Origin of the sequence: Propionivibrio sp. (assembly GCF_049316945.1) — a bacterium.
Classification (GTDB): domain Bacteria; phylum Pseudomonadota; class Gammaproteobacteria; order Burkholderiales; family Rhodocyclaceae; genus Propionivibrio.
The window spans coordinates 1-8,866 of sequence record NZ_JBMOJE010000162.1 but is presented as its reverse complement, the minus strand read 5'-3'; the positions used below and the strand labels follow the sequence as shown (position 1 = coordinate 8,866).

Here is an 8,866-nt window from a genome sequence, read left to right as displayed (position 1 = left end):
ACGCCGTGCCCCTACGAAATATCACCGGAAGAGATGATGAATAAGGCACAGGTGGACGAAGGCTTTCGCCAGAATCCGGATAACCGGAAGAAGGAGTTCATCCAGCCCTTTTTGTCAACCATGCAGTGGCTGTAACCCGCATGAATAAACGATCTGCAGATTGCAAGCCTGAAGTGTGGCGTGTTTATTGGCTATCAGGCATGCATCGTTGTAGAACGCCTGTCGAAGCGGCTTGCAGAGGTGTTATTTGCAGCGCTGCACTGGAGAAGGGTGCAAACCCCCACAAGTGGGCGAGGGGGAAAACCGGTGCGCGCTGACGGGGTTTTTTTGTTCGGGCTCGTCCGGCTCAGGTTCATTGTTCCTTGTGCTTTGAACGATCAATCCGCCCGGACCCGCAGCATCTCCTGGGCCGCATACAACTGCGAGAACTCGCTGTCGATGCTGTCGATCGCTTCCTGTGCCAGCGTGCTTCCGGGGCTTCCTGCCCGTATTTCCCGATCCAGTTGACGGGCGGCGGCGACCAGCGGGCTGGCGCCGATGGTGGCGGCAACCGCCACCAGGTCGTGGGTCATCTGTGCGGCGGCCGCCAGATCGCCGGCGGCGATGTGTTGCGTAATCCTGGCCCGGTCGTCCCCCGAATGGGCGAGCATGAGGTCAAGCAGTTTGGCCAGGGCGCGGGCGCTGCCATTGGACCAGAATGAAGCCTTGGCCCGCTCGATTCCGGGCAGATTATCGGGCAGGAGATCAGTGTTTTCTGTGCTTTCCGCAGTTTCATTTTCCACCGGCGGTGCCTTGACCGGGGCGATGGATGCTTCGCCCAGAATCAAGGACATCAGCGATCGATGCAGCATTTCCGGCTCGACCGGCTTGCTCAGGTGCTCATTCATGCCGGCGGCGCGACACTGGTCGGCGGTCGTTGATAACACGTTGGCGGTCAGGGCGATGATCGGTACCTGCTGGCCTTCAGGCAGGGCGCGAATGGCGCGCGCGCAATCGAATCCGTTAATCCTGGGCAGATGCAGGTCCATCAGGATCGCGTCATAAGGACTGCCGGCCTGGAAACGCTTCACGCCATCGTTGCCATCGATCGCCGCATCGACTTCGATGCCAAAATGATGAAGCATTCCCTCCAGCACCTGACGATTGAATTGATTGTCCTCGACCATCAGCACCCGGCATCCGGCAAGCGGGGAGATCGATTCCGTGAAATCGCTGTAGTCGGGTTGCTGATCGGTCAGCCGGGCTGGCGGAAGCACGGCTTCAGTGCCCTGCGGCAACTGGAATGGCACGGTAAACGAAAAGCGGCTACCTTCCCCGGGAGCGCTGTTAACGACGAGGGCGCCGCCCATCAGTTCCACCAGTTGCCGGCTGATGGCCAGGCCCAGGCCGGTGCCGCTGTACAGGCGGGTCGTGGTGCTTTCAGCCTGGACAAAAGCATCGAAGATGGCGTCGAGTTTCTCGGGTGAAATTCCGATGCCGCTATCGGAAAGCGCGAAAAGCAGCTGGGCATTTTCCGCGTCAGCCGAAACCTTCAGCACCTGCAGCGTGATTTTTCCCTTGGCGGTGAACTTGATGGCGTTGGAAAGCAGGTTGTTGAGTACCTGCTCAAGGCGGTAATGGTCGCCGATCAACAGCGGTGGCAAATCGGGCGCCAGGTCGAAGCTGATTTCGATGGCTTTGTCTTGTATCGCAACGCTGGCCACGCCGGCCAGGCCGTCAACGATCCGGGCGAGGTCAAAGGGCTCTTTCTTGAGTTCGATGTGCCCGGCTTCGATCTTCGACAGGTCGAGAATATTGTCGATGAGCGCCAGCAGCGACTGGCTGGAGTTTTGCATGATCTGGCAATAGCCGAGTTGGCGCGGCGTCAGGCTCTCGTATTCGATCAGGCGGGCGGCGCCGACGATGGCGTTCATCGGCGTGCGGATTTCGTGGGTCATGTGGGCCAGGAATTCGCTCTTCGCCAGCGTCGCCGCTTCGGCCTTGATCAGCGCTTGCACCAGCCTGGCTTCGATTTCCTTGTGCTCGGTGATGTCGCTGTGCGTGATGGCTACGCCGTTTATGACATCCTGTCCCAGAGGCATGACAATCATCGTGAACCAGCGTTGTTGCTGCGCTGAATGGCAGGGGTATTCGAGTCTGAAGCTAGGCAAGCTGCCGTCCAGAACGGCCCGGATGCCCGCGCCGGCGTTCACTGCGTCATCATCCGCCGTGCTGCCGTGGACCGGCTGGCAGACGGTCAGGTAATTGCTGCCGACGTCGGTATGCGCTGCAGGATTTCCGGGCTCGCCGGCATTTTCCCGAGAAAAACGCCGCCAACGTTCGTTGACCGCCAGAATGACCCCGTTGCGATCCAGCACGGCGATTTCCGCCGCCACCGAATTCAGGATGATGTTCTTGAAGGTTTCGCTTTGCTGAAGTGCTTTCTCCCGTTTTCCAAGGAAATTGAGCAGCCGATTGAAGCCACCGATCAGTTCGCCGATTTCGTCGTTGCTGGTGATGGGCAAGAGAAGGGGGGGCTGATTTGTTTCAGGCAGGCTGTCGAGCATTCTTGATGTGGCAAGCATCGGTAAAAATTGACGTCTTAACATCAAAGCCGTGATCCACCAGACCAGGCCGCCGGCCAGCAGGGTCAGCAAGATGCTGGCCTGCAGGATGTGCTGTTGCATGGCACCAATCGGCGCGAAGGCTTCGGCGGTGGGAAGCACGGCGACCAACTTCCAGCCCGCCAGCGGAATGTCTTTGGCTGCCGATAATACTTCGACGCCACGGGAACTTGTGGCCACGCCATAGCCTTCATAGCCCTGCATGTACTTGTCGTGCATCCGGTTGAGGCCGGGGGCCGGGAGCGGCTGCATGTTGCGGCTCTTGTCGCTGGCGGTAACAAACAACTGGTGCTGCGGCGCCATCAGTAGATAACTGCCGGTCTTGCCAAAGCCCTTGTTCGTAATATTGTTCAGGAAGTTTGGCATTTCCAGATTGGTTATCCCGGCCAGGGCACCGATCACCTTGCCTTGCGTATTGCGGATCGGCACCGCCATGACGAAAATCGGCGCCAGCAGCTTTTTGCCCATCACCGGCCGGCCAATCGTCGATTTGCCCTCCTTGAGTGCGGCGACAATGAAATCCCGGTCCATGTAATTGACGCCAAGGCGTTCTGCCGAGAGCGGAATGGACGCCGTCGCGGTGCCGTCCATCCCGGTGACGAAGGTGCCGCCGTTGAACGCACTCTGGAATATCGGGCGCCGTTCCAGCATTGCCTGCAAGGCCGCCGTATTGCCCAGAATGGCCGGGGTAACGCTTCCGGCTACGGTTTCCAGCGCCCGCAACCGGTCGCCCAGTTCTTGATTGATCTGTGCAGCGATAAAAGAAACGGTAGAGAACTGCTGGTCGCCCAACAGGCGCTCCAGGTCCTCGCGCAGCAACCGGCTGGCGTAAAGCGAAAGCCCCCAGATGCCGGTCAGGAAAATGGCCAGTGTGAAGAGGGTCAATCTTGCCTTGAGCGAGCGCCACAGAAGGATAGCCATGTTCAGACCTTTAAAGTTGCAGGGTAAATTTTCTATCTATCCACCGTCACCCCGGCGAAAGCGACCAAAGGAAGTGCAGAGCCCGGGGTGACGAGCGAGGAGGCTGAAATGAATTTTTTACAGGCCGTCAGACGCCGTACTGTGTGACCGCCTTACCGAACCGTGCAATGAATGTTTGTGGCAAGCAACACAGCAGGACGCATGGAACGGAATACCAATGAGCGAGTATCAACACTACCTGTAAAACTGGATAATTAATATACTTTGAAGTATTTATATTCAATACTAGTAAACCGGTAGCATGATGGTGAATGGGCTGGGCGACGAGAGCACGGCCAAAGGCGAGCCCGAAGGAAATCCCTGTTGGATGGGAGAGCAAGACGGTGAAGCCAGTTTTCGTTGGGTTCATTGCTGTAGTGGTTTGAACCTGGGTTTTGGTGGATGCGCTTCGCTTATCCACCCTACGTGCTGGGGCTATACAGGATCAAGCCGGCCCGGACAAGCCGGAACCGATAAAGTCAGCGGCGAGCCAGGTTTTCCCCCTCGCCCACTTGTGGGAGAGGGTCGGGGAGAGGGTCTGGAACTGGGTAATTTACGGGCCGCATGAGCAAAATCGCCCTCTCCCCCGCCCCTCTCCCACAAGTGGGCGAGGGGAGCAGAGCAGGCTTCGCCGCCTGCTCACGTTTTGTGCGTTGTTCGTTGTGGTTTGAACAACGGTTTCTGGCGATCAATCCACCCGGACCCGCAGCATCTCCTGAGCCGCATACAACTGCGAGAACTCGCTGCCGATGCTGTCGATCGCTTCCTGAGCCAGCGTGCTTCCCGGGCTTCCCGCCCGTATTTCGCGATCCAGTTGGCGGGCGGCGGCGACCAGCGGGCTGGCGCCGATGGTGGCGGCAACCGCCACCAGGTCGTGGGTCATCTTTGCGGCGGCGGCCAGATCGCCGGTGGCCAGGTGTTGCGAAATCTTCGCCGGATCTTCGCCAGAATGGGCGAGCATGCGGTCAAGCAGTTTCACCAGGGCGCGGGCGCTGCCATTGCACCAGGCCAACGCTTTTTCCCGCTCAATGCCGGGCAGGTTGTCGGGGAGAAGATCGGCGGGTTCTTTTTTCGCCGGCGGCACCTCGGCCGGTGCGGCGGCTGTTTCGCCCAGAATCCAGGACATCAGCGATCGATGCAGCATTTCCGGCTCGACCGGCTTGCTCAGGTGCTCATTCATGCCGGCGGCGCGACACTGGTCGGCGGTCGTTGATAACACGTTGGCGGTCAGGGCGATGATCGGTACCTGCTGGCCTTCAGGCAGGGCGCGAATGGCGCGCGCGCAATCGAATCCGTTAATCCTGGGCAGATGCAGGTCCATCAGGATCGCGTCATAAGGACTGCCGGCCTGGAAACGCTTCACGCCATCGTTGCCATCGATCGCCGCATCGACTTCGATGCCAAAATGATGAAGCATTCCCTCCAGCACCTGACGATTGAATTGATTGTCCTCGACCATCAGCACCCGGCATCCGGCAAGCGGGGAGATCGATGCCGTGAAATCGCTGTAGTCGGGTTGCCGATCGGTCAGCGGTACTGTCGGAAGCACGGCTTCCGTGCCCTGCGGCAACGGGAAGGCGGCCATGAACGAAAAGCGGCTGCCCTCACCGGGAACGCTCTCGACGACGAGGGTGCCGCCCATCAGTTCCACCAGTTGCCGGCAGATGGCCAGGCCCAGGCCGGTGCCGCTGTACTGGTGGATCGTGGTGCTTTCGGCCTGGACAAAAGCATCGAAGATGGCGTCGAGCTTCTCGGGTGAAATTCCGATGCCGGTATCGGAAAGCGCGAAAAGCAGCCGGGCCTTTTCTGCGTCAGCCGAAACCTTCAGCACCTGCAGCGTGATTTTGCCCTGCGTGGTGAACTTGATGGCGTTGGATAGCAGATTGTTGAGTACCTGTTCAAGGCGGTAATGGTCGCCGATCAACAGCGGTGGCAGATCGGGCGCCAGGTCGAAGCTGATTTCGATGGCTTTGTCTTGTATCGCAACGCTGGCCACGCCGGCCAGGCCGTCAACGATCCGGGCGAGGTCAAAGGGCTCTTTCTTGAGTTCGATGTGCCCGGCTTCGATCTTCGACAGGTCGAGAATATTGTCGATGAGCGCCAGCAGCGACTGGCTGGAGTTTTGCATGATCTGGCAATAGCCGAGTTGGCGCGGCGTCAGGCTCTCGTATTCGATCAGGCGGGCGGCGCCGACGATGGCGTTCATCGGCGTGCGGATTTCGTGGCTCATGTGGGCCAGGAATTCGCTCTTCGCCAGCGTTGCCGCTTCGGCCTTGATCAGCGCTTGCGTCAGTCGGGTTTCGGCTTCCTTGCGCTCGGTGATGTCGCGAGTATTTCCAAACAAGCCCACCTTCTTGCCGCTGCGGTCGAAAATCGGGCCTTTTGTCGTCAGCAAGGTGATTTGTCTGCCAGTGTCCTCGGTCAAGACCTCTTCGTAACGTACTGCCGATTCTCCAGCGAGCACTTTACGGTCACCGTCAATGACGATCTTTGCTTCTGCCGGCGGAAAAAGAAAATAGTCGTCCTTGCCCAGCACTTCCTCCTCGCTCTTGCCGACCATTCTGCCCGCCGTGCGATTGAACAGCAGGTAGCGACCTTCGAGATCCTTGGCATAGATGGCATCGGTGGTGCCTTGCAGAATGGCGTCGAACAGGGTGCGTTTATTATCGAGCGCGGCATTGGCCAGCCGGTGCTCGGTAATGTCCGTATGGGCGATGACCACGCCATCCTGTCCCGCCGCGCCCAGAGGCGTGACGCTCATGCTCAACCAGCGTTGTTGCTGCACTGTATGGCATTCATACTCAAGGAAGAAGCTGGGCAAACGGCCATCCAGTACGGCGCTGATGCCGGCGCCGGCGTCCACGGCACTTTCGCAAGCAAAACCGCTGCTGTCCTTGAATATCGCCAGGTAATTGTCGCCGACGGCGGTGCCTGATACCGGCTTGCCGGGCGCGATGCCGTTTTCCAGGGCAAAACGTCGCCACGGTTCGTTGACCGCCATGATCACCCCGTCGTGGTTCAGTACGACAATCCGGGCGGCGACGGAATTCAGGATGACCTGGTTGAAAGCCTCGCTCTCGCGCAAGGCTTTTTCCCTTTGCCAGACGATTTCCAGTTGGCGATTGAAACCTCCGATCAACTGGCCGATTTCATCCGGTCGGGCGATGGGCAAGGGCTGCGAAGGCTGGCCGGTATCTGACAAGGTGGTCAGCGTTCTGGCGGCGACCAGCATCGGCGAAAGCTGGCGCTGCAGGACCCACCAGGTCAGGCCGCCGGCCAGCAGCGTAAGTAAGATCGTGGCCAGCAGCATGCGCTGCTGCATGTCGCGGATCGGGGCAAAGGCTTCCGCGGAGGGAAGCTGGGCGGTCACGTACCAACCCGCCACCGGAACGCCTTTGACCGAGGCCAGCACCTCCACGCCAGCCGGATTGACGAAGACAGCTGAACCCTCGTAGCCCTCGATGAAGCGGTCGATCAAGGGGTTGATGCCGGGGGCGGGAAGCGTTTCCATGATGCGGGCTTTGTCGGACGAGGTGACAATCAGCCGGTACTGCGGCGCGTTGATCAAATAACCGCCGGTCTGGCCATAACGACCTTCGGTGATGCCGTCGAGAAAATTGGGAAGGCTCAGGTAGGTCACGCCCATCAAGGCCCCGATCACTTTGCCCTGGGCGTTGAAGATGGGTGCCGCCATGGCAATCACGGGACTCTTGATTACCTTGCCGATGAACGGCCGGCCAATCGTCGATTGGCCCTCCTTGAGGGCGGCGGCGACAACGTCGAGATCCATGTAGTTGACGCCGATCCGCCGCGCCGATGAAGTGTACTCGGCCGCCACCGTCCCATCAACGCTCAGGACGAGGATGCCGCCATTGAACAGCGTCTGCAGTATCGGGCGCTGGTCGATCAGCGCCTGCATTGCGGCAGCGCCCTCCCGCTGTGCCCGCGCAGACGTACCGGCGACTTTTTCCAGAGCCTTGAGCCGGCTTTCCAGCGCATTGTTGACCTGGTCGGCGACCATGGAGGCGGTCGAAAACTGCTGCGCACCGAGCAGACGTTCCATGTCCTTGTGCAGCATCCGGCTGGCGAAATACGACAGCAACCAGATACTGACAAGGAAAATGGCCAGCGTAAGGAAGGTCACTCTTGTCTTGATCGAGTGCCACTGAAAGATATTCGTATTCATGCAGATTTTTCGTTGTTTATAGTGCTGCTTGCCGGGTGGCAAGGAGGCTTTATTTATCCCCTGCAGACAAGAACAGGATCGGCCAGGTTCCGGCTGCAATCGTCTTCAAGCGACCACCGATGACTATAACCCTAAACCTCACCGCAGAGGCGCAAAGGCGCGGAGATCGCAAAGAAAACAACGTGTTGATTTGTTTGGCTCTAGGTGAAAATCAGTGGGTAATCGAATTTCAGTTTTCCACAGCGGAAATAAATCACTTGCCGTAGCTGACAATTGCCGCCGGAATGTGATCCAGCGGGATGGTCTGGTCCGTGGCGCCGAGTTTGATCGCCTCTTTCGGCATGCCGAATACAACGCAGATCGCTTCGTCCTGGGCGATGGTCCAGCGGCCCGTCGCTGACATCAACGACGTATTGGGCGCCGCTACGCCTGAGCATCATGTGCCGGCCGCCGGGGGCAATCAGCGCCCGGCCGGGGATCACGCGGTCACGTTCCTGGCTTCAAGCACCTGGATCTGGCACAGGCTGTTCAGCCGTTCGGCGAACATCGCCGTAAATTTTTCCGGCATGTGCTGGACGATCACGATGCCGAGGGCGGTGGCCGGCAAGCGGGTCAGCACGGCTTCCAGTGCCTGCGTGCCGCCGGTCGAGGTGCCGATGGCCACCACCTGGTCCGTGGTGCGCACCAGGGCGCGGTTGCTAGCCGTGCCAAGCAGGCTGTCGGCCGTATTTTTAGGGCGACTCATGGCGGCCGATGCCAGGGCCGACGCGGAACTGTGAACCGAACTTTGCAGCGCACGCATGTTGGCCAGCGCCGCACTGCGCACGGCCTGCACGATGTCGTTGGCGGCGTCTTCGAGAAAACTTTTCAGTCCAAGGTTAAGGACCGGTTAACGGGCATGGCTTTGCAAGGCGCCCCAAATTATGAAAGTCCTGCCCGTTTCCCTCCCTTGCAGGGCACATTCCGGCTGACCAGCCGGAATCGCTCAATGGGCGCGGAGCATGCTCCGCGAAATCCCCATCTCGCCCCCCGCCCCCTCTGATGAAACTACTAGCCAATCGACTAAGGAACGGCTACGAAATAACTTCCCGATTTTATCTTCTCACCTGCATTGATC

At 59.3% G+C, this 8,866-nt stretch carries 2 protein-coding genes and 1 pseudogene; all 3 read right to left on the bottom strand.

Features of this window, described 5'->3' with window-relative positions; all coding sequences use genetic code 11:
• Positions 1-377: 377 nt before the first annotated feature.
• Positions 378-3,524 (bottom strand): ATP-binding protein, encoded by a 3,147-nt coding sequence (locus tag ACOYNV_RS23390; protein WP_422902218.1) that lies wholly within the window; start codon positions 3,522-3,524, stop codon positions 378-380.
• A gap of 727 nt (positions 3,525-4,251) precedes the next feature.
• Positions 4,252-7,749, bottom strand: a complete 3,498-nt coding sequence (locus tag ACOYNV_RS23385) for an ATP-binding protein (RefSeq protein WP_422902217.1) — start codon at positions 7,747-7,749, stop codon at positions 4,252-4,254.
• Positions 7,750-8,002: 253 nt separating this feature from the next.
• Positions 8,003-8,626 (bottom strand): annotated as a pseudogene (locus ACOYNV_RS23380) (chemotaxis protein CheB); the annotation flags it as partial.
• Positions 8,627-8,866: the final 240 nt, after the last annotated feature.